The 25,956-nt window shown below is 62.2% G+C and carries 20 protein-coding genes; 3 read left to right on the forward strand and 17 right to left on the reverse strand.

The genetic code is table 11. From position 1 onward, the window contains the following. The first annotated feature begins 2 nt into the window (after positions 1-2). Positions 3-1,751: a Mur ligase family protein gene (locus tag L0V05_RS11095; RefSeq protein ID WP_234870414.1), complete on the forward strand. Its 1,749-nt coding sequence runs from the start codon at positions 3-5 to the stop codon at positions 1,749-1,751. Between the two features lie 98 nt (positions 1,752-1,849). On the opposite strand, the gene L0V05_RS11100 is transcribed toward L0V05_RS11095, so the two are convergent. The 6 genes from L0V05_RS11100 to L0V05_RS11125 all read right to left on the reverse strand — a co-directional run bounded on the left by L0V05_RS11100 (position 1,850) and on the right by L0V05_RS11125 (position 9,530). Next, positions 1,850-3,844 carry a dipeptide ABC transporter ATP-binding protein gene (locus L0V05_RS11100; protein ID WP_234870416.1) on the reverse strand — a complete coding sequence of 665 codons (1,995 nt, stop codon included), beginning with the start codon at positions 3,842-3,844 and terminating at the stop codon, positions 1,850-1,852. Next, positions 3,837-4,709, reverse strand: coding sequence for an ABC transporter permease (locus L0V05_RS11105; protein ID WP_234870418.1), 873 nt, complete (start codon positions 4,707-4,709; stop codon positions 3,837-3,839). Before L0V05_RS11105 ends, L0V05_RS11100 begins: the two co-directional genes overlap by 8 nt. Further along, positions 4,706-5,644, reverse strand: coding sequence for an ABC transporter permease (locus tag L0V05_RS11110; RefSeq protein WP_234870419.1), 939 nt, complete (start codon positions 5,642-5,644; stop codon positions 4,706-4,708). The genes L0V05_RS11105 and L0V05_RS11110 overlap by 4 nt, the downstream gene beginning before the upstream one ends. 159 nt (positions 5,645-5,803) lie before the next feature. Next, positions 5,804-7,462 (reverse strand): ABC transporter substrate-binding protein, encoded by a 1,659-nt coding sequence (locus L0V05_RS11115; protein ID WP_234870421.1) that lies wholly within the window; start codon positions 7,460-7,462, stop codon positions 5,804-5,806. Between the two features lie 131 nt (positions 7,463-7,593). Continuing rightward, a complete protein-coding gene (locus tag L0V05_RS11120; RefSeq protein ID WP_234870423.1) occupies positions 7,594-8,730 on the reverse strand; it encodes an aromatic ring-hydroxylating oxygenase subunit alpha in 1,137 nt (378 codons plus the stop codon). An 11-nt stretch (positions 8,731-8,741) separates the two neighbouring features. After that, positions 8,742-9,530 (reverse strand): HalD/BesD family halogenase, encoded by a 789-nt coding sequence (locus L0V05_RS11125; protein ID WP_234870425.1) that lies wholly within the window; start codon positions 9,528-9,530, stop codon positions 8,742-8,744. 99 nt (positions 9,531-9,629) lie between these two features. On the opposite strand from L0V05_RS11125, the gene L0V05_RS11130 reads away from it, so the two are divergent. After that, positions 9,630-10,559, forward strand: a complete 930-nt coding sequence (locus L0V05_RS11130; protein WP_234870427.1) for a LysR substrate-binding domain-containing protein — start codon at positions 9,630-9,632, stop codon at positions 10,557-10,559. Between the two features lie 68 nt (positions 10,560-10,627). On the opposite strand, the gene hisD is transcribed toward L0V05_RS11130, so the two are convergent. The 6 genes from hisD to cuyA form a co-directional block, all read right to left on the reverse strand. Beyond that, the gene (gene hisD / locus L0V05_RS11135; RefSeq protein WP_234870429.1) at positions 10,628-11,938 is read right to left on the reverse strand and encodes a histidinol dehydrogenase; all 1,311 of its coding nucleotides are present in this window, start codon (positions 11,936-11,938) and stop codon (positions 10,628-10,630) included. Positions 11,939-11,954: 16 nt separating this feature from the next. Next, on the reverse strand, positions 11,955-12,824 hold the full coding sequence (locus L0V05_RS11140; RefSeq protein ID WP_234870431.1) for an ABC transporter permease subunit: 870 nt from the start codon (positions 12,822-12,824) through the stop codon (positions 11,955-11,957). Further along, complete coding sequence (locus L0V05_RS11145; RefSeq protein WP_234870433.1) at positions 12,821-13,609, reverse strand: taurine ABC transporter ATP-binding protein; 789 nt, start codon at positions 13,607-13,609, stop codon at positions 12,821-12,823. Before L0V05_RS11145 ends, L0V05_RS11140 begins: the two co-directional genes overlap by 4 nt. Before the next feature lie 67 nt (positions 13,610-13,676). Then, entirely contained in the window at positions 13,677-14,666 is a 990-nt protein-coding gene (locus L0V05_RS11150) for a taurine ABC transporter substrate-binding protein (RefSeq protein WP_234870435.1), read from the reverse strand. Positions 14,667-14,708: 42 nt separating this feature from the next. Further along, positions 14,709-15,437 carry a cysteate racemase gene (cuyB, locus tag L0V05_RS11155; protein ID WP_234870437.1) on the reverse strand — a complete coding sequence of 243 codons (729 nt, stop codon included), beginning with the start codon at positions 15,435-15,437 and terminating at the stop codon, positions 14,709-14,711. 180 nt (positions 15,438-15,617) lie between these two features. Further along, positions 15,618-16,637 carry a D-cysteate sulfo-lyase gene (gene cuyA / locus L0V05_RS11160; RefSeq protein WP_234870607.1) on the reverse strand — a complete coding sequence of 340 codons (1,020 nt, stop codon included), beginning with the start codon at positions 16,635-16,637 and terminating at the stop codon, positions 15,618-15,620. A gap of 118 nt (positions 16,638-16,755) precedes the next feature. On the opposite strand from cuyA, the gene L0V05_RS11165 reads away from it, so the two are divergent. Further along, complete coding sequence (locus L0V05_RS11165; protein WP_234870438.1) at positions 16,756-17,658, forward strand: LysR family transcriptional regulator; 903 nt, start codon at positions 16,756-16,758, stop codon at positions 17,656-17,658. Between the two features lie 116 nt (positions 17,659-17,774). Here the strand turns inward: L0V05_RS11165 and L0V05_RS11170 are convergent, their stop codons facing one another. The 5 genes from L0V05_RS11170 to ppsA form a co-directional block, all read right to left on the reverse strand. Then, on the reverse strand, positions 17,775-19,142 hold the full coding sequence (locus L0V05_RS11170; protein ID WP_234870440.1) for an AcvB/VirJ family lysyl-phosphatidylglycerol hydrolase: 1,368 nt from the start codon (positions 19,140-19,142) through the stop codon (positions 17,775-17,777). Continuing rightward, complete coding sequence (gene mprF, locus L0V05_RS11175) at positions 19,142-21,823, reverse strand: bifunctional lysylphosphatidylglycerol flippase/synthetase MprF (RefSeq protein WP_406565966.1); 2,682 nt, start codon at positions 21,821-21,823, stop codon at positions 19,142-19,144. The genes L0V05_RS11170 and mprF overlap by 1 nt, the downstream gene beginning before the upstream one ends. A gap of 294 nt (positions 21,824-22,117) precedes the next feature. Continuing rightward, the gene (locus L0V05_RS11180) at positions 22,118-22,510 is read right to left on the reverse strand and encodes a c-type cytochrome (RefSeq protein ID WP_234870444.1); all 393 of its coding nucleotides are present in this window, start codon (positions 22,508-22,510) and stop codon (positions 22,118-22,120) included. Between the two features lie 11 nt (positions 22,511-22,521). Further along, entirely contained in the window at positions 22,522-22,926 is a 405-nt protein-coding gene (locus L0V05_RS11185; protein WP_234870446.1) for a hypothetical protein, read from the reverse strand. Between the two features lie 547 nt (positions 22,927-23,473). Then, positions 23,474-25,867 (reverse strand): phosphoenolpyruvate synthase, encoded by a 2,394-nt coding sequence (gene ppsA, locus L0V05_RS11190; protein ID WP_234870447.1) that lies wholly within the window; start codon positions 25,865-25,867, stop codon positions 23,474-23,476. Positions 25,868-25,956 lie beyond the last annotated feature (89 nt).

A 25,956-nucleotide genomic window follows, 5' to 3' on the forward strand; every position in this document is an offset into this window, starting at 1 on the left:
CTATGGGTGCCCGGTTCGACGAGCTCGCCGAAGCGCTGGTTATTCCGGTCCCCGAGGACCCGGAACTGGTATTGGATGGGTGCCGGAGGTTGCTTGGGCCGAACCTCTATTCCGATCGCCCCGGCGCCGTGGGTGACGGCTTGGCGCCGAACGGCGATACCGAACGGATGCTCACGCTATGGCAGGCCCATGCCCGCGAACTTCTGCAAGGTCTGGGCCGGCGCCCGGGCTTCGTGCTGCGGCCCTTCGACGGAGGGGCAAGCCTGTTCTTCGAGGCGCCCGTCGATCAACTCCTGACCGCAGCATATGTGATCGAGGCAGCCTGGTACTTCACGGCCTGCGAGATGCTTGGACGCGACTCCTGGCCCCTGCCCCGGATGCAGGAGGAACTGAGCCGCATCGCAGCCCTCGAAGCAAATCCCGCGCTGGTCCGACTTGTCGACGAGGCTGACGCGCGCGGGATCGACCGGCTTCTCGACGACGATGCGATCACCCTCGGCCACGGCACAGGAACGCGGACATGGAGCCTTGACGACCTGCCGCAGGCACCTGACTGGCGCGCACTTCATGACGTGCCGTTGGCGCTGGTGACCGGGACGAACGGCAAGACCACGACCACCCGGCTGATCGCAGCCATGGGGCAGGCAGCCGGCAAGGTCGCGGGACTGTCCTCGACCGATTTCGTCCGCGTCGGGAACGAGATCCTGGACCGAGGTGACTATTCCGGCCCTGCCGGGGCGCGGCTACTGCTGCGCGATCCGCGGCTTGAACTCGGCGTTCTTGAGGTCGCCCGTGGGGGAATACTGCGGCGCGGTCTTCCCGTGACACGCGCCCGTGCTGCGGTCGTCACGAATGTGGCAGCCGACCATCTGGGGCAATACGGGATCAACACGGTGCCCGAACTGGCAGAGGTCAAGCTTTCAGTCCGTCGCGCGCTTGGCCCCGGTGGCTCACTGATCCTGAATGCCGGGGACGCAACGCTTCGTCAGATCGCGGCAGAGCATCACCTCTCGGCGGTCTGGTTCGCCCTCGATCCGATGGCCGGAGAAATCCGCACGGCGCGGACCACCGGACAGGCCTGCGCCTGGCTGGAGGCGGGAATGCTCCATCTCTTCGACGGAAAGACGGATACCGCGCTGTTGGCCGCAGCGGATATCCCCCTGACGCTTGGCGGAGTGGCCCGCTACAACATCGAGAATGCCCTCGCGGCGGCACTTGCCGCTCGGGCGCTCGATATTCCGGACAGCGCCATCCGGGATGTCCTGTCGACGTTCCGCAGCGATGCCAGAGACAATCCCGGCCGAGCCAACGAGTTCGTGGTGAACGGCGCCCGGGTCTTCGTCGACTTTGCCCATAACCCTCATTCGATTGCAGCGGTCACCTCGGCTCTGGCCGCACTTCCGGCGCGTCGGCGCTTCGTCCTGCTCAGCCACGCGGGCGACAGATCGGACGCGGACATTCGCGCGCTGGCGAGCGGCGCCTTTGCCTTGGCCCCGGATGTGGTCGTGGCGGCGGAGAACCCCAAGTATCTGCGCGGACGGGCGCCGGGCGAGGTGTCCGGGCTGCTGCGGCAGGCGAGCCTGGACCTCGGCCTTGCACCGGAACATGTCCTTCTTGCCGCCAGCCCGGCCGACGGGGCCGACAAGATCTTGCGCATGGTTGGCCCCGGCGACTTGGCGTTGCTGCTCGTTCACGATGAACGCGCCAAGATCTTCGACATGCTTGCTGGCACCGAAGCTGCCGCGACCTGAGCGGCGGGATGCGTGGTGGCGACCCGCGGCCCGTCGCTAACTGGTGCAAAGTGCCGGATGCGGCCTCGCTGAACCGGCCACGCCATGGCACGAGACGATCAGTTGCGGCCCAGCCGGTCCTGCGGCAGATGGCAGTCGATGACGTGGTCTGGGCCCAACTGCAGCCGGGGCGGTTCCTGAGTTTCACAGATTGCGCCGATCTTCCGTGGGCAGCGAGAGTGAAAGATGCAGCCAGTCATCGGGCCAGTCGCACTGGGAATCTCGCCGCTGAGCCTCACACGATGCGCGGGCCGGTCCTCGATAGAGGGGACCGACGAAAGCAGAGCTTCGGTATAAGGGTGGTGGGGGCCCTCGAACACCGCCTTTGCCGGACCGACTTCCAACAACCTGCCAAGATAGAGAACCGCGATGCGATCCGAGATGTAGCGCACTACGCCAAGGTCGTGAGAAATGAAGATGTAGCTGACCCGCTCGCTGCTCTGCAGTTCCACCAGCAGGTTGAGGATCGCCGCCTGCACGGAAACATCCAGCGCCGAAGTCGGCTCGTCGCAGATCACAACGCGCGGCTCGCCGGCAAAGGCACGGGCGATCGCGACCCGCTGCTTCAGGCCTCCTGACAATTGCCGTGGCCGCGCGGACAGGTGGCGCGGGGTCAGCCTGACCGCTCGCGTCAAGTCTTCGATCCGCCGCGTCCGCTCCTCCGGCGACAGGTTCAGCAAGCGCGAGATCGTGCGCCCGATCATGCGCCGAACCGTATGCGACCGGTTCAGCGCCGAATCCGGGTTCTGAAACACGATTTGCATCGCCTTGACCTGATCGAGTGATCGGTCCGCCAAGCGGGCGCCGAGCGTCTTGCCATCCAGAAGGATCGTGCTTTCGGGATCGGGTCGAGTAAGGCCAAGAATAGCGTGGGCCAGCGTGGTCTTGCCGCTGCCGGATTCACCAACCAGGCCCAGGGTCTCGCCCTCGCGCAGGGTCAAGTCGACCTCGCTGACAGCGCGAATGTGGTGGGCGCTTTGCCCGAAGGTCTTGCTGACCTGGTGCAGTTCCAGAACCGGCTCGCCCAGACCGGGCTCGCGGCTGGCTGACGGCAGACCAGTGCCGGTGGCCCGCAACTCTCCGATACGATCTTCGTGGTGACATCGCGACATCCCGTCACCCGACCACTTCGCCTCGGGGATCACCGCGCGGCAGAGGGGATCAGCAAGCCGGCAGCGCTCCGCGAAGATGCACCCTTGGGTGATGCTGCCGGGCAGCGGCAGGAAGCCCGGAATCGTTGAGAGCGGCGCATCGGCCTTGCTGCGGTTGCGGTCGGGCAGGCACCGCAGCAACTCCGCCGTATAGGGATGCCGAGGCGCACGGAACAGTTCGGCAGTGGAGCCCTCTTCGACCAGCTGACCCGCATAAAGAACCCCGACGCGATCGCACATCTGCGCCACGACGGCGAGGTTGTGGCTGATGAACAGGATCGAGGTCTTCAGATCGTGGCGAAGCTGCCGGATCAGGTCGAGCACCTCTGCCTCGACCGTCGCGTCGAGGCCGGTCGTGGGTTCGTCAAGGATCAGCAAGGATGGGTTGCTCGCCAGCGCCATGGCAATGCAGACCCGCTGCTGCATCCCCCCCGATAGTTGATGGGGAAACCGCGCCATGACCGAAAGCGGATCGCGGATCCGCACCCTCTCCAGCATTTCGACGCTGCGGCGTTGCCAGTCCGCACGCTGCTCGCCAAGCAGTTCGAAGACCTCGGCCAGCTGACGGCCAGTACGGATCGACGGGTTCAGCGCCCTCCCCGGGTCCTGGTAGACCATCGCGACCGAGCGACGCCGCAGATCCTGAAGCTGTGCGGTATCAAGCGCATAGACGTCGTGCCCGTCGATCAGTATCCGGCCTGACTCGACCTGACCGTTGCGCGGCAGATAGCGCAATGCAGCAAAGGCGGTTGTCGACTTGCCGCAGCCGGATTCCCCAACCAGCCCGTAAGCCTCTCCCCGACCGATCTCGATGCTGACATTGTCAAGGATGCGCTGCATCTGGCCCTTGACACTGTAGCCGACCGACAGTCCCTCGATCCTGAGCGAGGAGGTCTCAGTCATTGAGGGCCCCCTGCACACTGTCCGCGACCAGGTTCACGCCGATGACAAGCGTAGCAATCGCAAGGCCATCGAACAGGACTGTCCACCAGTAACCACCGCCGATCAGCCCATAGCTCGACGCGATCGAAAGTCCCCAGTCGGGGGAAGGAGGCTGAATGCCAAAGCCGATGAAGCTGAGCGTCGCCACGGTAAAGATGGCATAGCCAAGCCGGACCGTCGCCTCGACCAGGATCGCCGGCATGACGTTCGGCAAAATCTCGACGAACATGGTATAGAGCGGGTTTTCGCGCCGCAGTTCCGCCGCCGAGACATAATCGAGGCCGCGCTCGCTCAGAACCGCTGCCCGCACAGTGCGGCCGATAATGGGCACATAGGTGAAGCCGATCACGAACAAGACGGTGGTGGTCGAGGCACCAAGCGCGGTGAGTGCAAGAAGCGCCACGACCACGGTCGGCAGGGCAAGGATCGCGTCGACGAGCCGGCTCATCACCTCGTCGAAGACCCCGCCGAAATATCCCATCGCCAGACCAAGCGCCGTCCCCAGGGCTGTGCTCAGGAGCGTGGCAAGCGGCGCGACCGTAAGGATGTCGCGCGCGCCCACGATCACGCGCGAAAAGATATCCCGACCTAGGTCGTCCGTGCCAAACCAGTGCGCGGCCGAGGGCGGCATCAGCGTGTTCATCACGTCGGTCTCGAAGGGGTCATAGGGCACGAGCGCCGCACCGAAGATGGCGCAGCCGATCCAGAAAAGCGTGATCGCTGCGCCGATCACGAAAGAGGGTCGCCGTACGAGACGGCTGGCCAGACTGCGGGGCGCGGACTTTTGTGTCGTGCGATCCTGCTCGGGGGCCGCTGTCGCGGTCATTCGTCACCTCCGTGGCGGATGCGAGGATCCAGCAGGGCATAGAGCAGATCAGCGATCAGCGTCGTTGCCGTGAAGAGGATGCCGATGGACAGGATTCCCGCCTGGAGCATGGGGAAATCCTTCTTGTTGGCGGCGGTATAGATCAGGCTGCCTATTCCCTGATACTGGAACAGGATCTCGATCACCACCAGACCGCCGATCAGGTAGACGGTCTGGGTGGCGATGACGCTGATGGTGGGCAGAAGCGCGTTGCGCAACACGTGGCGCCAGATCACGCGGGGATAGCTGAGACCCTTCAGAACAGCGGTGCGTGTATAGTCGGCGTCGAGCGCCTCGATCATGCCGGCGCGCGCCATCCGGGCGATGTAGCCGAACAGCACCAGAACAAGCGGGATGGCCGGCAGGATCAGGTGATACACTTGGGTCAGAAGCCCGGCACCCTCCGGTGCGGTGGCCGAGATGGGGAACCAGCGCAACCAGACGCCGAAGATCAGGATCAGGATGATCCCGGATACGAATTCCGGCACAATCGTCGCTGCCAGACCAAGCGCCGAAAGAATCCGGTCCGCGGCTCGGTCGCGATACAACGCGGCAATCGTTCCGCCCAGCAGGCCGAGTGGAACCACCATGAGAAATGCGACCAGCGCCAGCTTGGCCGAGTTGAGCAGCGCTGTCCAAAGGAACGGCGCGACGGGGGCCCGATAGGCATAGGATTCACCCAGATCGCCGGTCACGAAGCCACCGATCCAGGTTGCATATTGCTCCAGCAACGGCCGATCCGTGCCAAGCTCGTGGTTCAACTGCTCGACCGCCCGGGCATCTGCAAAGGGACCGAGCATCGCGCGGCCGACATTTCCCGGCAGCATCCGCGCACCTGCGAAGATCAGCACGCTCAGCAACCAGAGCGTTGCAACCGAAAGCAACAGCCGCTTCATCAGGTATCTAGCGATCGGCCTGTCCCCCGCTCGCCAATTGGCTGTAAGCCCAGCCTTCTGCCACCATCATCACCTGCTCGCCCGCATCTCTCCGCCCGATCCCCCTGGCGCCGGCAGACCCCGGCATAGCGCCGGGGCCTGCCAAAGGCTGTGTCTTGATCAGACGCTGGCCCTTTGCAGGAACAGGTGACTCATCGCCGTCGGCTCAACACCAGTGACGCCCTTCCTGGTGGCTGTCAGGAAATCGTAGAAGTAGCCGTAGATGATCGGCGTTTCGTCCAGCAGCAGCCGCTGGATCTTGCCGGCCGTGTCCTTTTGCGACTCGAGATCGAGTGAGGCGACGAAGCTCGTGACGAGCCCGTCATACTCCTTGTTGTTGAAATGTGCCGAGTTCCAGGTCCCGGTGCTGAGCAGAGGTGCCTGCAGGAAGACGTTGGGCACTCCACGGTGACCGTAGTCGGTAATGCCCATCGTCGAGTCGAGCCAGGGCGAGTTGCCGGGCACAGCATCGCCGTAATAGGCCCCCTGATCCATGATGTTCAGCTTGATGTTGCCGCCGATGGCCTGCACAGCATTCTGGATCACCTGAGCGTATTGCGGGATTTCGAGGTACTTTTCTGTGGTCAGCTCCACCTCGAAACCGTCCGCCATCCCGGCGGCTTCCAAGAGTTGTTTGGCCTGAGCGAGGTCGATCTGCCTCTGGGCGACGCTGGTATCGGTCGACGGAAAGGCTGGCATGAACGGGCTGTCATTGCCGATCTGAGCCTTGCCCCGCATCAGTCCCTCGACCAGCTTCGGCCGGTCGAGCGTCAGCGCCACGGCCTGGCGCACACGCTTGTCAGTAAACGGCGCCATGTCGGTGCGCATGTGCACTTCCTGATGGGCCGACGACGGGGTGCTGATGATCGTGACATCCGGGTTGCTCAGCAGCGCCGCGCCCTGAAGCACCGGGATCTGCTCGATCACGTCAAGCTGACCGCCGAGCATGGCCAGGATCTGAGGCTGGTAGTCCTCGTAGAAGGTGATCTCGACGCGGTCGAGATTTGGAGCACCGCCCCAGTAGTCGGGGTTCCTCTCAAAGCTAGCACCCTGCTTGGGCACGTATTTGACCATCTTGAACGGCCCGGTGCCGTTCATGTCCTTCTCGAAGTCACCGGCATAGTCCGCCGGCAGAATGACCGCGTTGTAGTTGTCGGTCGAAACCACATAGGGGAAACCGCCGTTGGGCGCATCCAGGTGGAATTCGACCGTGTAGTCATCGACCTTGCGCGTACCGCCCTTGGACAGAACCCCGGTGAAGGCCGACAGCGAGTTCGAGCCATTCTCGGGGTCGGTCAGCCGATCGAACGTTGCAACGACGTCATCGGCGGTCATTTCCTTGCCGCTGTGGAACTTGACACCCTGACGCAGCTTGAATGTCCAGACAGAGCCATCGGCATTCGGGGACCAGCTGAGCGCAAGCAGGGGTTGGGCGGTCAGGTCAGGGGCCGAAAGAACAAGGTTCTCGGCCACTTGAGACAGGACAGTGATACCTCCGCCATCGGCAATCTTCACCGGGTCGATGGCGCCCGCCGGCACGATCTGCCCGACGCGGATCGTGCCTCCGGTCGCCGCCCGGGCGGGCGAGGGCAAGAGAAGCTCGAAACCAGCGGCACCTGTGGTTGCCGAAAGAAGCGGCAGCGAGAGGCCAAGGACAGAACCGTGGCGCATGAAGTCGCGTCGGCTGATCCGTCCATCGACAAGCCCGTCGATCAGGTGGTTCTCAATCTCGCTCCGCCCCCGGCGCAGCCGGTCGATAAGCCGACGATCCTTAGCCATTGATCTCTCCTGTTGGTTTCCCTTGGTCTTTGCCTGGGTGTCGTTCCGCGTTTCCTGTACCGTCGCTTTCTGACATTCCGCCGCCAATTCCGCCTCGCGGTCAATCGCGACGTGAGCCGGCGGCGCAAAGTTCACGCGCCACTGAGCGCCTGCTGCATCCGGCGGCTGTAATAGCGGTAGAAATCGAGCACCGGCCCTTCGAAATCGGCTGGGGCCAGCGGCCCGGCGCTGTGATGGGCCGAAGCCATCCCCGCCATCAGCCCGACAAGCACATCCTTGTCCTCCGCCATGGTGTCGTTGAACAGCGTCACTGCATGGGCAACGGCGTCGTCGGTCCAGCCGTCGCCATAGAAGATCAGGCCGAGCCGCGCCTTGACACGGTCGATCGCTTCCGGCTGGACGCAGATGAACGAGCTGTAATCACCGCCGCAGCCTGAAACGAGCCCGGGCGGGATCGCGAACATCACGCAGTTGTCCACTTCGGCCTCGGTCAGATCGGGGTGCCCCTTGTTGGAACGCGGAAGATCAGGAGAATAGCCGGCATTGTATCCGAAATAGGCATCCCCCGCCGGAAAATGCGAACAAAGCCGCGTCGGGTTGACCGGATGCAGCGTGGTCTTGTGCAGCGGCGTCAGGTGATAGCCTTCCATGAAGTTCTCGATCAGGCACTTCCAGTTGGTGTGCCAGATCTCATCGGCGACGTAGCGTAGCTTCATCTCCTCCATGTGATAGTTGCGGATCAGCGCGCTCAGACCCTCTAGCCGCGGGGTCAGCGGTTCGGGATTGCGGCCAAGATTCGTGAAGAGAAAGCCGTGCCATTCCTCGACCGGAAACTCTGGCAGGCGGCAGGATTTGCGGTCGAAACTCTTGTGGGACTCCATCCGGGGTGCGCCGGCAAGGCCGCCCTCGAAATCGTAGGACCACTGATGGTAGGGGCAGACAAGTCGAGACCGGTTCCCGCTGCCTTGGGCAAGCAGCGCGCCACGGTGGCGACAGACATTGGAAAAGACCCTTAGCATCCCATTTTCGCCACGAACGGCTACAAGCGGTTCGTCGCACAACTGGAAAGCCATGTAGTCCCCAGTCTTGGCAACCTCTTCCGAACGGCCGAAGCACAGCCATTCGCGACCGAACAGACGTTCTCGTTCAAGTGCCGCGATATCTTCGTCGATGTAGTAGCTGCGCGGCATCGACCAGGCCTGATCGTAATCGAGCACTTCGCTCTGCTTCAGCGCCTGAGCAAGTTTCTTGAACTTGTCCTGTCCCATGGTGTCTCCGATCAGGCCGCGCGGCCATAAAATCCGATCTGCTCCTGCTTGCTGAACATCACGCCCGGACGTTCGTAATACGAGAAGACGGCAATGTAGCGGGACCGGGGGCCCTTGCAGGTCGTGACCCTGTGGAGAGTGTTCTTGCCCTTGAAGACGTTCAATGTGCCCGCGGTCAGGTGGAGGGTCTTCGTTTCGGGGTCTCGGCCCTCGAGCGTGGCTGCAACACCATCATAGTTGGGATCGGTGTCCGTGCGCAGGTTCGAGCGATACTGAAAGTCTCCGCCGCCGCTCGGCGCCTGCAGCAGCAGGGTCGTGGTAAATTCAGAACGGTCGAAGTGCCAGTTCAATGCCTCGCCGTCGCCGTAGCGCATGACGTTCAGCCGGGCGAGCGGGTCGCGCATGGTGAAAAGCGTGGCCTTTTCCATCGTGGCAGCCAGAAACACGGCGAACTGGGGCCATTCATAGATCCACGCCGGCACGCTTTCAGCGATCTGGTCGCCGCAAACCGTATGATTGATCGTATTGACCTTGTTCAGCGCCGGGTGCCCTTCGGAAATGCCAGGTACTTCGTCGCGAAAATAGACGTTGTGAGCGCGCTTGTGGACGAAGGACAGCGTTTCCATGACAGGTTCGATCTGGGTCATGGCCCGCGCCACAGCCTCGGGCTTCACGAAGCCCTCGAGGTTGAACATGCCTTCCTTGGCGAGGTCGGCCCGGCAACGGGCCACGAGGTCGTTCCAGGCGGGCGAACCGGGTTGGTCGAGCGGGAACCGGTCAAGATCGAGTATTTCACGCATCTGGGCCTCTCAGGTTGGTTTCTGAAATCAAGGTGGCTCAGATTCTTCTTTTCACAAGCGGGCAAAATGTTAAGTTGGCTTAGAAAATCTAAGCCAGAGATGTCCACCCGCCTTCCCCCTCTCAATGCCCTGCGCGCCTTCGAGGCGGCGGCCCGGACAGGCAGCTATGTCGGCGCCGCCCGCGAGATTGGCGTATCGCCTGCTGCGATCAGCCAGCAGGTGCGAAACCTCGAGATGTTCTTCGACAAACGCCTGTTCGCACGGCACAACAACCGCGTAGTGCTGACCGATGCCGGCCATGCGATCTTTGCCGGGACGACCGAGGCTTTGCAGGCGATCTCGACTGTCACCGAGCAGACACTGACCGGTACGACCCGATCGCGGCTGGTCATCAGCGTGCTCCCCTCGGTTGCCAGACGCTGGCTTGCGCCGCAGCTCTCCACCTTTGTCCAGACAGAACCGCAGATCCGTTTCGCGCTCCGCGTCGAGGAAGATCCGGTGGATTTCGACAAGGGCGAGATCGACCTGCGGATCTGCTACGGCACCGACCTTTATCCAGAACTGACGCGCATCGAACTGCGCCGGGACGAGGTTCTACCAGTTTGCAGCCCTGGCTACCTTGCGCGCAACCCTGCGGCCATGGGCCCGGGCCTCGAGGGTGTTCCGGACGAGGACCTGATTCACACCGATTGGGGGCCAGGTTTCGGCTCCCTCCCCTCCTGGGAGGCATGGTTCGGCCGCTATGGATTGGTCCGGCCCGGACGATCGAAGGGGTTCGTCGTCGGCATGTCCGGACTTGCGCTCGATTTCGCTTGCGAAGGTTTGGGTGTCGCCCTTGGCCAGCGCATGCTGGCTGAAGAGGATCTCAGGAACGGGCGGCTGGTTGCGCTGTCTTCGCTGGCGATGCCCCTCGGCCATCCCTACAGCCTAGTCTACCCCCGCGGACGCAGCCGGAAAACAGGCCTGCAAAAGCTGCTCGCCTGGTTGCAGCCGCCCAGGACTGGCGGCCGGTCACAGGTGACAACCTGACTTAAGCGTGCCCCATCGGCAATCGACGCGGCACGACAGCTACCGGCGACTGGCGGCGGACATCCCGATCAGGAAGCGGTGATGTCGGGTATGAGGTCGAATTTCTCGCCGGGGAAGAACTTGGCCAGACGGATGTCTGCAGACCGAGCATGCCCTTCCATCCCTTCCAGGCGGGAAATCCGCGCCGTGGCCTCGGCAAGGGGCCGGGTCGCAGCTCGCGTGGCCCGCTGCCAGGTCACCGTCTTCATGAACTTGTGGACTGAGAGCCCCCCAGTATAGCGCGCGGCACCCGAGGTCGGCAGCACATGGTTCGGCCCGGAAGTCTTGTCCCCGAAGGCGACCGTGGTTTCCTCTCCCAGGAACAGCGAACCATAGGCCTTCAGCCGCTGCAGCCACCATTCCAGGTCTCTGGCCTGGACATGCAGGTGCTCGGGCGCATAGCGGTCGGCCACTTCCGCCATCTCCTCGGGTCCATCACAAAGAATGACCTCGGCCATGCCATCCCAGGCGGCCCGTGCGCTATCGCGGTTCACGGGGGGCAAGGTGTCGATCAGTCGCGGGACGAGGTCGAGGACCTTTTGCGCGAGCGCCGCATCCGAGGTGACCAGCCAGACCGGCGAGTTATGGCCATGCTCTGCCTGCCCGACCAGGTCGAAGGCCACCATCTCGGCATCCGCGCTGGCATCGGCGACGACCATGCTGTCGGTCGGTCCAGCGAACATGTCGATACCGACCTGGCCAAAGAGCACCCGCTTCGCCTCTGCGACATACTGGTTGCCGGGCCCCACCAGGATGTCTGCCTTCGGCAAACCGAAAAGCCCATTCGCCATTGCCGCAACACCCTGAACGCCGCCCATGTTCAGGATCACATCCGCGCCGCAAAGATCCATGGCAAAGAGGATCGCCGGGGGGATCCCGACGTCGGGTCGGGGCGGAGAGCAGGCGGTGATGTGCGGAACGCCGGCCACCTTGGCCGTGGTGATGGTCATGATGGCACTGGCAACGTGGCTATAGCGCCCGCCCGGCACATAGCAGCCCGCCGCCGAAACCGGGATCTGCCTTTGCCCGGCTGTCAGCCCCGGCAGGATCTCGACCACACAATCGGAAATCGTGGCGCGTTGGGCCTCGGCAAAGCGGCGGATATTGGCGTGGGAGAACCGGATGTCCTCCTTCAGCCTTTCGGGAACAGCATCAGCCGCCGCCTTGCGCGCCGCTTCCGAAACGACGATCTCACCTGTCCACTTGTCCAGATCGCGGGCATAGGCCCGGGCCGCCTCTTCGCCGCCGTCAGCTATCCCCTGCAGTATCGCGGCAACGGCAGCGCGCACATCCTGCTGGTCCGTCTCGGCGGTTCGGTAGGCTTTCTTCAGGTAAATCATTGGTTTGTCTTTCGGGTCACATCCGACCCTTCCAGGGGACAAGGCGGCGTTCGAGAAAGCGCATGAGCAGGTCGAAACCGAATGCGATAATGGCGATCACAAAGATCCCCATGATGACGACGGGCGTTTGCAGAAACTGGCTGGCAGAGAGCACCATGTAGCCGAGGCCCTTGGTCGAGGCGACCATTTCGGCGGCCACCAGCGTCGTCCAGCCAAAGCCGATCCCAATGCGCATCGCGGTCAAGATCTCGGGCAGGGCCGCTGGCATGATCACATGGCGCATCACCTGCCAGCGCGTCGCGCCGAAGGAATAGGCCGCATGGATCTGTTCGATCGCCGCCGACTTTACGCCCGACCTTGCCCCCAGGACGATCGGTGCAAAGATCGACAGGAAGATCAGAAGGACCTTCGACATCTCGCCGATGCCGAACCAGATGATCATGAGTGGCAGATAGGCCAGGGGCGGGATCGGTCGATAGAACTCGATGGGCGGATCGAGGATGCCGCGCATCAGCGGGCTCATCCCCATGGCCAGCCCCAGGGGCAGGCCAATGAGACAGGCAAGAATGAAGGCGCCGAAGACCCGGAAGGTCGAGATCAGCAGATGGTCCATGAAGGAGGTATTGGTGAAGCCATTCTGCCAGATGGAAATGAACTTGCGGACCACGTCGACGGGCGACGGGACGAAAAGCGGTTTGACCCAGCCGAGGGCGGTCACCAGCCACCAGACGAACAGAAGCACTGCGATGGATGCAACCGACAGCCAGAAGGTATTTCCCTGCCCCGGGACACCATAGATCTCGCCCGGCTGGGTCGGTCGTGCGCGGGACAGTCGGGTAATGATCCCCGGCGTCTGCTCTGGTTTCGGGTCAGGTGCGGAACTCATTCCTCAGCCTCCTCGTCGGCGAAGATGATCTTCAGGACCTTCTCGCGCAGATCGATGAACTCGGGCGAAGCTTTGACTTGTCGGGCGGGGACGGCAGCCTGAAAGCGCCGCGAGAACGGCAGATCGAAGACATGGGTGATGCGCCCCGGTCGAGGCGACATGACGATCAGCTTGGTGCCCATGAACAGGGCCTCTTCGACACTGTGCGTAATGAAGAAGACCGACTTTCCGGTTTCACCCCAGATCTTGAGGATCAGTTCCTGCGCCTTCTCGCGCGTCAGCGCGTCGAGGGCACCCAGGGGTTCATCCATCAGCAGGATCTTTGGATCGCAGGTCAGGGCCCGAGCGATGCCGACCCGCTGCTGCATCCCGCCGGAAAGCTTGTAGACAGGAGAGGTCTGGAACCCCTCCAGCCCGAGCAGGCCGATGAAACCATTGGCCGTCTCATAGCGCTCGCGTTTCGGAACCCCCTGGATCTTCAAACCGAAGGCGACGTTGTCGAGCACGTTCAGCCAGGGGAGCAGCGCGTGTTTTTGAAAGACCACGGCCCGATCCGCGCCGGGGCCTGAGACGAGCTTGCCATCGAGTGTGAGCCGTCCCGAAGTCGGCGCGAGAAATCCCGCGATCAGGTTCAGCAGAGTCGATTTCCCACAGCCAGAGGCACCCAGAGCAACGACGAATTCGCCTTCGTCGATATCCAGCTTGATTTCGCTGAGCGCGGCCACAGGGGGCCGGCCGTCAGCAGCCGGGTAAACGACAGAAACGGAGTCGATCTTGAGGCCCAAATTGCTCTCCTGCTGCGAGCGCCCGCGCGGCCCGGGCCTGCTCCGGCCCGGGCAAGTGTCAATCGTGTTATTGCGCGGCGGCCTGGGCGTAGCTCGGGTTCACAAAGGCCGAGTAGTCGTCAATGGTCGTATCGATCCTGCCGGCGGATTTCAGGAATTCGGCCGTCACCTTGATCTTCGGAGCGGCACCGCCAAGCCAGGTGTCGCTGACCTGTGTCGCCATCGGCAGGAAGGTGAAGCCTTCCAGGATGCCCGGAACCTGAGCCGGATCGGCGCCCGTGGCGGCGGCCAGTGCCTTGACTTCGGCGCTGTCCGGCGTCCACGCCGCAGGGTTGGCAAGATACATGCCATTGACGCGGTCGATCTCCTTGAGGAAAGCCACGATCTTGTCCTTGTTGGCTTCGGCGAATTCGCGGTTCACGACCCAGCCATCATAGGTCGGGAAACCCCATTCCGCCGTCTGGTCAGCGCCGACGATCAACTCACCCGTTTTCAGGATCTCTGACTGGACCGGCTGCCAGATCCAGGCTGCATCGATCACACCCTGTTCCCAGGAGGCCGCGATCTGATCGGGCGGCATTCCAACGATCGTGACATCAGCCTCGGTCAGGCCTTCGTGCTGGAGAGCCCCCATCAGCGAATAATGCGCTGTCGAGCCGATCGGCACGGCGACCCGCTTGCCCTTGAGGTCGGCGATGGTCTTGATGCCAGAACCGTTATGGGCAATCAGCGACTCCGCTTTGCCGATCACATCGGAATAAGCGATGAGCTGGATATCCAGCCCGGAGCTTGTGCCAATTGCGACCGGGGACGAGCCAAGTTCGGACAGCACGACATCGCCCGAGGCCATGGCGGCGATGACATCCGTGCCGGCATCGAATTTCCGCCATTCGATCTCCCAGCCGGTTTCCTTTGCCAGCGCGTCGGAGGTCGACAGCAACTGCATGGGCGTGGGGTTGCCGAAATGGCCGATGATGATCTTTTCCGCCAGGGCCTGCCCGGCCATCAGGGCAGATGCGGCGACACCAAGCAGGACATGTTTCAGTTTGAAGGCCATGGTCGTCTCCTCTGTTGTTTTGTTGTGGTTGTCTTCTTGTCTTCAGCCGAACCTTTTCTGCGGCTGTTTCTCCGTTCCCCCGGTCGAGAAGGCGAAGTCTCGGATCGCGGCAACCAGGATGTCCAGCGTATCGAATGCCTCTGCACCTTCGGCCACCGAGTCTGCGATAAGTGAGAACTCGGTGCAGGCGATCATCTGCACACGCGCGCCCTCGCGCAACAGTTCCTCTGATGCCGCCTTCAATACCTCCCGCGCCTGCAGCCCCGTATCGCCGGCCTTTATGCGTCGGATGGCCGCGAGCATCGCGGCCTCGTCCGAGGGATAGACTGCGGTGAGTTGTCTTGCCGCCAGAGGCGCGTCGAAAAGCGCGACCTTCCGCACGGCGGGCGATGCAAGGATGCCCACACGTCCCCCCGCATGGACACGCTCTGAAGCATGTGCGACCGACAGCGCGACCATGTCCAGAAACGGCACGTTCACGGCAGAGGTGATGGACTTGGCATAATGGTGGGCGGTGTTGCAGGGCATCGCCAGAGCCGCCGCCCCGCCCGCAGCAAGCCGACGGGCCATTTCGGCCAGCACCGGGCCGGGATCCTCGCCGTTCCCTTCGAAAAGATGGCGGATGCGCGAAGGAACCTGCGGATTTTGATCCACGATCAGCGGAATATGGTCTGCATCGTCGGAGGCCGGCACGGCATCAAGAAGCTTCTGCATGACCAGAATGGTCGCCTGGGGCCCCATTCCGCCCAGAATGCCCACCCGCCTGATCATCGGCGTTCCCCCTGCCTGGCCGATCCAGGGAGCGAACTGTCGTGCAGCCCTGCCCCAAAGACCAGCGATGGCAGCTGCGCCCCACCCGAGGCCGTCGCCAAGCATGGCACCACGAGTCCTCGTGGAGTGCGGGCCATTCTTGGGGCCAAACAGTTGGTGGGGCAGCCCAGACTCATCGGGTCAAACCGTCAATCCCTTGCGTTGCTCCGAGAAGATCGCGTCATAACCGAAAAGCGCCGCCGAGCCGCCAGTGTGCAGGAACACGACCCTCTCTCCCTTCTTGAAGCGACCCTTTCGAATATAGTCGATCAGCCCTGCCGCGCCCTTGCCGGAATAGACAGGGTCCAGAAGGATGCCTTCAAGCTGCGCGAAAAGCCGGATCGCTTCCAGAGTGTCGTCGCGCGGGATGCCGTAGCCCGCGCCGACATAGCTGCTATCCGCCACCACATCGCCTCGCGTCACGACAGAGGGGCAGCCAAGCTTCTCGGCCGTGCGGACCGCCAGATTGAAGACGGATTCCTCCTGCTTTTCGCGCGGCGCCCGCACCCCGATCCCCAGAAGCGGGATCCCTGCGTTGATCGCCTTGAGACCGGTGACAAGCCCGGCCTGAGTACCCGCGCTGCCCGTCGCCGTCACGATATGATCGATGACAAGGCCGCGGTCATTGGCCTGCGACACAAGTTCGAACGCGCAATTGACATAGCCAAGCGCCCCAGTCGGATTGGAACCGCCCCCCGGAATGATGTAGACCTTCCGCCCCTCGTTGCGAAGTCGCTGCGCGACAAGCTCCATTTCGGCGGCCATGTCCATACCGCCGGCCCGCTTTGATGTCGTTGCCCCATGGAGATGGTCCAGAAGCACGTTGCCGTTGGCGTTGTAGTTGGGATCGTTCGATCCGGTGCGGTCTTCGAGGAGGATATGGCAGGCCAAACCCAGTTTGGCCGCGAATGCCGCGGTCTGGCGCGCATGATTGGATTGCGTCGCCCCTTGGGTGATCACGGTATCCGCCCCCTGAACCTGGGCCTCGGCCATCAGGAATTCCAGCTTGCGGGTCTTGTTGCCGCCGGTGGACAGGCCGGTGCAATCGTCCCGCTTTATCCAGATCTCGGGTCCACCAAGTTCCTTCGTGAGCCGGTCGAGCCGCTCGAGAGGCGTGGGCAGATGGGCCAGGAAAACCCGCGGAAAACGAGCGAGATGCATCTCAGCTGTCCTCATCAAGACTTGCAGAACAAAACTATTGGCTCAGAGTCAATCGATTGCAAATTCGAAATTCTCGGATTAACTTGCAAGAATTGCATGATATTGCCGGAGCGACCCCGTGCGGCTGGAATGGCTCGAAGATATTCTTGCGATTGCACAGACCGGATCTTTCAGTGGTGCTGCCGAACGCCGAAGACTTACGCAATCTGCCTTTTCTCGCCGCATCCAGCAGATCGAGGACCATGTCGGGGTCGAGCTTTTCGACCGCAGCCGCAAGCCGGTTCGCCTGCGACCGACGACGCTGTCGCAGAGCGCACAGATCGAGCAGTTGTCGGCCGCGCTTCGCCAGCTTCTGGTCGATTTGCGCCGTGGCGACAGGATCGCGTCCAACCGGATTGTCATCGCGAGCCAGCATTCGCTGACGACTTCACTTGCGCCCAAGATCATCCAGGGCATCCAGGACAATGGCGATGCGATCTATGTCCGTTTGCGCTCGGCCAACCTTGACGAATGCTTTGGCCTGCTCCTGTCGCGTCAGGCGGACTTGGCTATCGTTTACCGCGCGACCGACGAGACAGACGCTTTTGCGGGCGACTATCTTGAGACCATGGATATCGGTTCTGACCAGCTGATCCCGGTCATTCGCCGCGATTTGTCCGGCAGGATACTGGATGGCGCGTCGGACGCTGAGCTTCCCATCATCGCCTATCCCGCCGATGTCTTCCTCGGTCGTGTCATGGCTGACCGGATCCTGCCAAAGCTTGCTGCCGGGACCGTTCTCTTGCCCAAAGCCGAGACATCGCTGACGATCGCCGCGCTTGAAATGGCTGCAGTGGGGACTGCGGTTGCTTGGGTTCCGCAGTCCCTTGCCTTGCAGGGCCTGTCGGCCGGACAGATCGCCGACCTGTCCGAAGCCTTGCCCAGCTGTGAGCTGACGATACGAGCCATGCGCCTGCAAACCGAGCCGAGCCCCGCCGAGGCCGCGGTCTGGGCGCAACTGCCCCTGATCCGAACGACCTGAGCCCCATCCCCTGCTTGCCGCTCGGGCGCGCGACGCCCCAATTCGTGACTGCTCGGATTTTTTTGGCGCGGCCCCCAAGGCGCTTCTTGTACCCATCCATGGTCTTGGATTGCCGGTCACAGCCGGGCGGCAAGACGCCTCTGGAGCGAGCTCAGGATGCGGTCAGCCAACGCTTCGTAGTCGCCATCAAAGTGATGCCCACCCTCGATACCGATCAGTTCGATTCCCTTGCCCTTAAGCGTCGGGCAGGCATCGTCGCTTTCATCGGTGCCATAGATGCACTGGATCAGCCCGGGATCGATCTTCGCGATATCGTCGACCGGATCGCCCGCAGACCCGCTTGAGACACCAATCCAACCTGCGACAGAAACCTCGTAGTCGACCTCGTGCGACACAGCCATCAACGTGATCTGGGCCACGCTCGCCTTGTCGGCGTCGGAAAGCAGATTGTAGGCTGCCGGAAGGATGTCGGCACCAAAGGAATATCCGATCAGCAGGATGTGATGCACGCCCCAGGCGCTGCGATAGGCTTCGATGATGCGGGAGAGGTCCTGCGCGGTCTGTCCGGGCGTCTGTTCAGACCAGAAATAGCGCAGCGAGTCTACGCCGATCACCGGCACCCCCTTCTGCTGGAGGACGCCGCCCACTTCCTTGTCGAGGTCCCGCCACCCCCCGTCGCCGGAATAGATGATGGCCATGGTGTCCATGCTGGGTTTCGCAGGAAGCACCGTGATCGGCAGACCAAGCGGATCCTCGGTACTGCCCATTGCATCCATCTTGTCAGACAACGCCTGCGACAGCACATCGTTCGCGGCACCGGTCACCTGGCGGACATCCACATCGGGATGAGACTTCACCAGATCAGCAGCGTGGTCCCGCGCATCCTTCGTGGCAGCGTCGGTGAAAAGGACGGTCATCGGCGCCGGCAAGGGAGCTTTGTCCAGCCCGTAGACGACGCGATCCCCAATAAGCGCCGATGGCGCGTCGGTACAAAGCGGCTTTCGAATGGGGATGCCGGCCTTGGGATCGACGGCAATCGCCCCGCCAATCGTCGCGGCCGGGCTTTGCGCGATCATCGCCAGAGCCAGCGCTCCGCCTTCACCGACACCGGCCAGGATCGGAGCAGAAAGGGTTTTGGCGCCTGCCGCGCGCTGGACCTGATGCGCCAGTGATTCAATGTCCGAGATGGTATAGACGCAATCTCCCGCGTGCGCCGTCATCGCCGTCAGATACTTTGGAAAATCGATCCCGATCACAGCAGCCCCGTTTGACGCGAGCTTTTCGGCCTCAGCCTGATCGGTCTGGTTCCAGCCGTCACCGTCGGAGATCAGAACGACATTCGCTCGAAGATCGCCTTCGGGCAGCAGGATATGTCCTGGAGGCACCATCCCCAGATCGAACTGCGTGTCCGTCTGCGCCAGTGAGGCGAAAGGATGTATAGCCAGCCCGGCGGCGATGGCTGCGACAAGAAGACCCGTGCGCATCACTTTCCAACCACTCCCCGAACTCCGCCGCTGATGAGCAGCGTGATGTCCATCAATGCCAGCGCTGCACCGGTTCCGTTGGTTACCGCCAGATAGCGTGGCACCCAGGTTGGATGGAACTTGGCCTTGAACGCCCTGAGACCCCTGAAATTGTAGAACCGCTCACCATGTTCAAACAGCGTGCTTCCGATCCGGTCCCAGACCGGGGCAGCCTCGCGTCGAGACATGCCCGAGAGGGGCGCCATGCCGAGGTTGAACGACCGATAGCCGGCATCGCGAGCATGGAGCATGATGCGGACGAAGAGATAATCCATCGCCCCGTTTGGCGCATCTGGATGGAAGCGCATCAGGTCCACGCTGAACTCAGCCTTCGTTTCGGTTCGCAGCAAGGTCGCGAAGGCCACGATATCCCCATTGCGCCGAAGGATCGCGACCGGGTGCATGCAGACATAGTCCCGGCTGAAGGCTCCAAGCGAGAACCGCTTCTCCCGCGCCTGGTGCTGTTCAAGCCAGGCATCAGAGATTTCTTGCAGCCGGTCCACGACATCCGCGACGTCCTCCGCTTCAAGGATTTCGAAGCTGAGCCCCTCGCGCTCGCCCTTGCTGATCGCCTGTCGGAAACCGGCATTGCGCCGCCCCTTCACATCGAAAGAAGCGAGGTCGACAGCAGCCAGTTCGCCCAGCTTGAACGCTCGCAGGCCGGCATCGGCACAGCATGACAACAACTGTGGCGAAATCTGGTAGAAGACCGGTCGGCCAGCGTTGGCGCGAGCCATCTCGATGAAGGACCAGACCAGTTCTTGATGATCGGCCTCGTCCCCGATCGGGTCGAGGAGCGCGATCCACGACCGGCCCTGAATTCCATACATCAGGAAGGCGCGCCTGCTTTCGGAGAACAGCAGATGCTTGTCGCCCATCCGAACCAGGTTCGCGTCTGCCTGATCCTGCTGCATGACAATCTCGGTCGCGGCCCTGATGTCATCGTCCTGTGCGGGATCCGGGCGATGGGCTATTGGCCGCAGCAGACTGCGTAACGCGACCGCCGTGGATACCAGAACCAGCCCGAGAAGCGCACGAAGGCTGCGGGGGCCTTCCTCCGAAAACTCGAACTGCCACCAGAGTTCGTGGCTGTATTGCGTATCGCGATATATGAACAGCAGAAGGCCGGCGGCCGCGATGACCAGCACGCCAATCGCTGCCAGCCATGTCGGGCCAAGCACCTGTGCTGTCAGCGAGGCATGTCGGGTAAAGCTCGCGCGGCTCAGCAACATCGCGGCAATGAAGACGCCAAGCATCACGGCTTCGCCGATCGCCACGGCCTTGGTTACTGCCAGAACAAGCGCAAGCGCCGCTGTCCCGATCGCAACGGCCCAGGCGCCATCGCTTCGTTGGCCAATCCCGCGCGCCGCGATCACCAGGAGCAGTCCAAGCACGCTGGACAGAAAATGCGATGCTTCAAGGATCGGAAGCGGGACGTAATACGACAGGAAGACAAGCGCCGCATCATTGGCCGGTGTGACGCTCGAGAAGATCAGCATCGCCCCCAGCACCAGTGCAAAGGCGGAGAGCAGCGATGGCGCCAGCCGTCCCGCCACCTGACCGGCTTCTCGTACGGCGGCACTGCTGCGGACCTGCTGCATCTCGGTCACTGCCAGCATGGCAACGGCAGCCAGTAGCGGCAGGACGTGGTAGATCAGGCGATAGACAACAAGGCTGCCGACCAACTGATCGATCCCGATCGTCTTGCCAAGTGCTGCGATCATCACCGTCTCGAACACGCCAAGACCAGCGGGAACGTGGCTTAGTACCCCGATGCCGATCGCAGTGGCATACAAGGCAACAAAGGTCGGCCATCCCAGATGCGTCTCGGGCAAGAGCACGTAGAGAACCGAAGCCGACGCAGCGATATCAGCAGCCGAGACCAGGAACTGCCGCGACGAGGTACGCGTGTCCGGCAGATTGAGTGAATGACCAAAGACCCTGACCTCGTGACCGTCGCGGCCAAGGATCAGCAGGACGCCGAGGGCCACCAGAACCGCGACCGCCAGGAACCGGAGCCAGACGGTATTTGACCCAAGTACCATTGCGATCTGCGGCGCGACGGCAAGTGTTGCAAGGGCGCTGACCGCGACAAGGCCCAAGCCGAATGCCAGCGTCACGAAGGCGATCACCCGTGCAATCTCGCCAGGGGAAAGGCCCAAGCGCGAATAGGCCCGGAAGCGGATTGCGCCGCCGCTCAGCGCGCCGAAACCGACCGTGTTGCCCACGGCATAGGCAATGAAGGATGTCGCCACCACCGATGGAACCGGAAGCCGGCGAGCAACGAATTCGAGGGCATTCAGGTCATAGAAGGCAAGCGCGATGAAGCTGAGGGCGGTAAAGATGACAGCCCATGCGATGGCGGTCCATTGCAGGCTGTCGAGCGCCGCAAGGACGTCTTCATACCGAATCTCGGAGGTCAGTCGATCTATCGTCAGCGCCATGAGGCAGAAGACAATGATGATCGAAAGCGCACTCAGAACCGTTCGATTGCGGACGAAAAACTGCGATAGCGGCGTCGGTGTGGCGCCTGTCTCGTCTTCGGTAGGGAGAAATGGTGGCGGGTCTTCGGGCTGACTGGAGTCCGTGGCCTGGGTCCAACCATCGATCGGGGCGGGGACCGCCAAACCGTCTTGCTGCATGGTGCCGTTGACCTGAGCGATGTCCAAATCGTGACGCCACAATCGTCCACCCGCTCCGGAAGTCCAGCACCTGACCGATGACATTCCGCTCCGGCTGCATCACAACTTTGCGCTTGCAGCATCCGCCTGGTGTTGTCGCCCAACCGCTGCTTCGAAGTCTAGCGCATTGCAGTCATTGCCCCGTCGGCAAACGCTCCGCCTCGACCGGCAACCGAAGTTGGAACCCATTGGGGTCGGCATACACGGCGACAAAAACATGAACTCGCCCAGTTTCGGCGCAGCTTCCCGCCTTGGTCAGTTCGTCGTGGCTGCTGCCAGATAGGCAATTAGATCTTCCACCTCGCCTGGACGCTTCAGACCGTTGAAATTCATCTTGGTCTTGGGAACCATCGCCCGCGGATTTGGCAGATACTGAGTTAGAGTCTCAGCCCCCCAGACAATGCCAGCCGCCTTCATGGCATCGGAGTAGGCGAAGCCGGGCCAACTGCCAGAGACGCGACCGAAGAGACCGGTCAGTGGTGGACCGATCTTGACCTGGTCGCCCGTAACCGCATGGCATTCGACACATCGGTTCTGGAATACACCCTCGCCTTTTGCAGCGTCGCCGTCTGCAAGGCTCGGATGAGGAATTAGCGCAAAGAACAACACGGCAGAGAGACGCAAACCAGCCACGACTTCCTCCATCATCCTGAACTGAACTAACCGCGGCTGAGCGATCCTTCGTAGAAGTAGTGTGGCGCTCCTTCGCCTTGCATCACGTCGTAGAACCGGATCATGCCGATCAAGCCGTCCGCCGTAACGTGGTGGCTGCATCCGCCGACAATTTCCTTTTCGGCTGCCGGGGCGGGGCACGAACCCTTCGGGTAGATGCCAGTGAAGGTGTACTGGGTATCGAACTTGATCGCCTCGCCTTCGAGCTTTCCGTCGAACTCCTCGCGGCCGATCTCCGTGTAAAGAGAGAACCCGTTCATTTCCTGACAGTTGTAGTGGCTGACGAATGTCGCCCAGCATCCCGCAAGGCTGCCACTCAGTTCGATGGAGTAATCCGCCTTCTTGGCCGATCCGCAGTCCGATGGCTTGCTGTCCCCAGACACGCTTGTCATCGTTACGCCTGAAAAGCCGGGACCGACGGACGCCACCGCAAATGCGCCGGACAGCAACATTGCATTGCGAAATGTTCTCGAAATTCCGGTCTTCATCTTCGGTCCTCCCAAGAAATGTCTCGAACAATGCGTCCGGAAGGAACTGATCCAGCCGTCGCATCCAGCTTCGAAAGCTACGCTGATTGCCGACCATCCACTAAAGCTGAAGGTGCCAGGAGGCGGTCATTCCTGCCATGTTGACGGAGGCCAGGAGCGCCTTCCTTGGACGCACGTTTGCGAAGCCATCCGTAGGGGGCGCAACCGATTGACCACTACCTTGCGGAAGTTGACGACCGCGGATCCCGGTGCGGATCGCCTTCGCATTCGTGAGAGCGACGCCGCAGGGTACCTCGTTAGACTGTCACCCAAGGTCTGCGCCACACCGGCCCTCCGGGGTGACCGGCTGCCGGAGCGTCCCTAACGGCCAAAGAAGGCAACATAGCCGCAAGAATGGCCGTCCTGCGGATGACTACCAGCCGCAGGACCTACCCTTGCCGCTTAGCTGAGGTCAGTGCTTCTCGCCTTCCGCAACATGCCTCTTTACGGCCAGGAAGCTGTCAGGTGTGACCGAGATGGTGTCGATGCCCGCCTTGACCAGAAGACGGGCAAAAGCCGGGTTATTGCTGGGGGCCTGGCCGCACAGGCCCACCTTCGAACCCGCGGCGTGGGCCCGCGAAATCAGGCTTTCGATCATCCACAGCACTGCAGGATCCGTTTCCGCAAAGAGCGAAGCCAGTTCCTCGGAGTCACGGTCCACACCGAGCGTGAGTTGCGTCAGGTCGTTCGAGCCGATGGAAAAGCCGTCGAACCGCTTGGCGAAGTCCTCGGCCAGGATGACGTTCGACGGAATCTCCCCCATCACATAGACCTTTAGCCCGTCCCGACCGCGCTCAAGACCATTCTCCTTCATGACCGCGAGGACCTTGTCAGCTTCGGCCGGAGACCGACAGAACGGGATCATCACGATCACGTTGTCGAAGCCGAGAACATTCCGAAGCCGACGGATCGCCTGGCATTCAAGCGCGAAGCCCGCCTTGTAGCGTGGCGAATAATACCGCGAAGCGCCGCGGAACCCGATCATCGGATTTTCCTCGACCGGTTCGAACTCGCGCCCGCCAAGAAGTTCTGCGTATTCGTTGGTCTTGAAGTCGCTCATGCGGACGATGACAGGCTTGGGGTAGAAAACCGCGGCAATCCGCGCGAGGCCGCGCGCCAGCCCCTCGACGAAGAACAGGGTCTTGTCGTCGTAGCCACGCGTGAGAGCAGCTATCTGCTCTTTGGCTTCGACATCCTTCAGACGGTCGTAGTTGACCAAAGCCATGGGATGAACCCTGAGCGCCGAATTCACGACAAACTCCATACGGGCCAGTCCCACCCCATCGGCGGGGAGCCGCCACCAACGGAAGGCCGCACTCGGATTGGCAAGGTTGAGCATGATGCCCGTCCGCGTTCGGGGAACATCGTCAAGCCTCAGTTCCTCGACCGAGATATCGGCGAGTCCCTCATAGATCACGCCCTCCTCGCCCTCGACGCAAGACACGGTGATTTCCTGCTCGTCATGGAGGATATGCGTGGCGTTGCCTGTCCCCACGATGGCGGGCAGACCCAGTTCGCGGCTGACAATCGCCGCGTGCGATGTGCGGCCTCCGTGGTCGGTCACGATTGCCGAGGCGCGCCGCATGATCGGCACCCAGTCCGGATCAGTTGTCGAGGTGACGAGAATTGAGCCGTCGACGAACTGGTCGATGTCGCGGGCGTTTTCGATCAGGCTGACCCGCCCCGTCGCCGCGGCACTTCCGACGCTAAGCCCCTCAAGAATCGGCTTGCCTGCATTGGCCACCTTGTAGGATTTCAGCGCCCCGGCATCAGCACGCGACTGCACGGTTTCCGGACGCGCCTGGACGATGAAGAGTTCGCCGGTTTCGCCGTCGCGCGCCCATTCCATGTCCATCGGCCTGCCGTAGTGCTTTTCGATCGTGACCGCCATCCGCGCCAGTTCGAGGATCTCGGGATCACCAAGCACGAAGGACTCGCGTTCCGCCTTCGAGGTCGGAACATTGCGTGTTTCTCCGCCGGATCGTCCGGCATAGATCATCTTCTTTTCTTTGCCGCCGAGCTTCTTCTCGACAATCGGCGCAAGCTCCGGTCGAGCGAGAAGCGGCTTGAACACCTCGTATTCGTCTGGGTTCACCGCACCCTGAACGACGTTTTCACCAAGCCCCCAGGCGGCATTGATCAGAACGACCTTGTCAAAGCCGGACTCCGTGTCGATCGAGAACATCACGCCCGATCCGCCTAGGTCTGATCGCACCATCCGCTGGACGCCGATCGACAGGGCCACCTTCTGATGATCGAAGCCCTTGAGCTGGCGGTAGGTGATGGCGCGGTCGGTAAAGAGCGACGCAAAGCACCGGCGGCAGGCAACGAGGAGTGCTTCCTCGCCACGCACGTTGAGGAAGGTTTCCTGCTGACCGGCAAAGCTCGCATCGGGCAGGTCCTCGGCTGTCGCGCTTGAACGCACGGCGACGGAAACCTGATCCGAGCCGGAGCGGCGGGACAGTTCCCGGTAGCTCTCGACGATCGCGGCACGGATCGATTCAGGCCAATCTCCTCCGGCGATCCGGCTGCGGATGGTCGTCCCCGCCTCATGAAGCGTGATCTTGCCCTCCTGCAAGCGGCGGAGGTTATCCGCGATTTCCGCGTTCAGGTCGTTGGCGACGAGGAAGGCGCGGTAGGCATCCGCCGTCGTGGCAAAGCCAGGCGGGACACGAATGCCTTTCGGGCCAAGTTGGCGGACCATCTCGCCCAGCGAACTGTTCTTGCCGCCGACGATTGGGGTATCATTGAGTGACAGGTCTTCGAACCAAAGAACTGGACGAGACGCAGCCGATGCGGAAACCATGTCGCTCTCCCATGCTCACATTTCGATATTGAGTGTGAGGCATCGGCGCCGCGATGGTATTGACCTTGATCAACGACGAACGGAGGCAG

It is taken from the genome of Alitabrizicola rongguiensis, from assembly GCF_021491355.1.
GTDB lineage: Bacteria > Pseudomonadota > Alphaproteobacteria > Rhodobacterales > Rhodobacteraceae > Aliitabrizicola > Aliitabrizicola rongguiensis.

What these genes read in the sequence shown, in the direction of transcription:
- L0V05_RS11095 (WP_234870414.1), top strand. Translation starts at nt 3, where the DNA reads ATGGGTGCCCGGTTCGACGAGCTCGCCGAAGCGCTGGTTATTCCGGTC.
- L0V05_RS11100 (WP_234870416.1), bottom strand. Translation starts at nt 3,844, where the DNA reads ATGACTGAGACCTCCTCGCTCAGGATCGAGGGACTGTCGGTCGGCTAC.
- L0V05_RS11105 (WP_234870418.1), bottom strand. Translation starts at nt 4,709, where the DNA reads ATGACCGCGACAGCGGCCCCCGAGCAGGATCGCACGACACAAAAGTCC.
- L0V05_RS11110 (WP_234870419.1), bottom strand. Translation starts at nt 5,644, where the DNA reads ATGAAGCGGCTGTTGCTTTCGGTTGCAACGCTCTGGTTGCTGAGCGTG.
- L0V05_RS11115 (WP_234870421.1), bottom strand. Translation starts at nt 7,462, where the DNA reads ATGGCTAAGGATCGTCGGCTTATCGACCGGCTGCGCCGGGGGCGGAGC.
- L0V05_RS11120 (WP_234870423.1), bottom strand. Translation starts at nt 8,730, where the DNA reads ATGGGACAGGACAAGTTCAAGAAACTTGCTCAGGCGCTGAAGCAGAGC.
- L0V05_RS11125 (WP_234870425.1), bottom strand. Translation starts at nt 9,530, where the DNA reads ATGCGTGAAATACTCGATCTTGACCGGTTCCCGCTCGACCAACCCGGT.
- L0V05_RS11130 (WP_234870427.1), top strand. Translation starts at nt 9,630, where the DNA reads ATGTCCACCCGCCTTCCCCCTCTCAATGCCCTGCGCGCCTTCGAGGCG.
- hisD (WP_234870429.1), bottom strand. Translation starts at nt 11,938, where the DNA reads ATGATTTACCTGAAGAAAGCCTACCGAACCGCCGAGACGGACCAGCAG.
- L0V05_RS11140 (WP_234870431.1), bottom strand. Translation starts at nt 12,824, where the DNA reads ATGAGTTCCGCACCTGACCCGAAACCAGAGCAGACGCCGGGGATCATT.
- L0V05_RS11150 (WP_234870435.1), bottom strand. Translation starts at nt 14,666, where the DNA reads ATGGCCTTCAAACTGAAACATGTCCTGCTTGGTGTCGCCGCATCTGCC.
- cuyB (WP_234870437.1), bottom strand. Translation starts at nt 15,437, where the DNA reads ATGATCAGGCGGGTGGGCATTCTGGGCGGAATGGGGCCCCAGGCGACC.
- cuyA (WP_234870607.1), bottom strand. Translation starts at nt 16,637, where the DNA reads ATGCATCTCGCTCGTTTTCCGCGGGTTTTCCTGGCCCATCTGCCCACG.
- L0V05_RS11170 (WP_234870440.1), bottom strand. Translation starts at nt 19,142, where the DNA reads ATGCGCACGGGTCTTCTTGTCGCAGCCATCGCCGCCGGGCTGGCTATA.
- mprF (WP_406565966.1), bottom strand. Translation starts at nt 21,823, where the DNA reads ATGCAGCAAGACGGTTTGGCGGTCCCCGCCCCGATCGATGGTTGGACC.
- L0V05_RS11180 (WP_234870444.1), bottom strand. Translation starts at nt 22,510, where the DNA reads ATGATGGAGGAAGTCGTGGCTGGTTTGCGTCTCTCTGCCGTGTTGTTC.
- L0V05_RS11185 (WP_234870446.1), bottom strand. Translation starts at nt 22,926, where the DNA reads ATGACAAGCGTGTCTGGGGACAGCAAGCCATCGGACTGCGGATCGGCC.
- ppsA (WP_234870447.1), bottom strand. Translation starts at nt 25,867, where the DNA reads ATGGTTTCCGCATCGGCTGCGTCTCGTCCAGTTCTTTGGTTCGAAGAC.